Source organism: Vibrio sp. TRT 2004, assembly GCF_050113735.1.
GTDB lineage: Bacteria > Pseudomonadota > Gammaproteobacteria > Enterobacterales > Vibrionaceae > Vibrio.
In genome coordinates this window covers 1-653 of record NZ_JBNJOH010000149.1, presented here as the reverse complement: position 1 = coordinate 653, position 653 = coordinate 1, and the positions used below count along the sequence as shown (strand labels likewise).

Here is a 653-nt window from a genome sequence, read left to right as displayed (position 1 = left end):
ATTACTGGGATAGGCACAGGCAATAGCACCGATATTGCCAAAGCAGATGAAGATAACAAGGGATTGGCGTTTGGTTTGGGTAAATATGGCATTATCAATAAAGTCGGCACAGGAATTAACAATGTGTGTGCTGAACTAGAGAACATTCTTACTTCAATCAAGAAGCGAGATGAAATGATCATTGATGGTTTCAGTAAGCTTGAGTTTGATATTTTTGGTTTTAGTCGCGGCGCGGCGGCGGCAAGGCACTGTATCAATACTGTTCTGGGGGGCAAGCAAAATGTGTTCGCGCAAGAGTTTACCCGAACATTGCAACAATTAGCTGGCGATTACACTCTGGTCACCGACTTTGATTGGGATAGCAACCAATCTTGCGAAGTAATGTTTGCTGGGCTGTTTGATACCGTCGCTGCTTACGGAATCGCGCATAATGATAATGATGAACCGGTGCGATTATGGTTAGATCCTGCCAGAGTGCGCAAAGCCGTCCACCTTGTGGCCAACAAACACAGCGAATACCGCTATAACTTTAGCCTGAACAGACTCAATTTTGCCCCTCATTTTGATGAAATCGTATTGCCTGGCGCACATTCCGATATTGGTGGCGGCTATCACTCACGTGTCGCCTTCTCCAACGCAGACTATCTATTACC

At 45.6% G+C, this 653-nt stretch carries 1 protein-coding gene; it reads left to right on the top strand.

The window, feature by feature from the left end:
* On the top strand, positions 1-653 hold a 653-nt coding region (locus tag ACQEXR_RS20330; RefSeq protein WP_427021057.1), incomplete at both ends, for a phospholipase effector Tle1 domain-containing protein.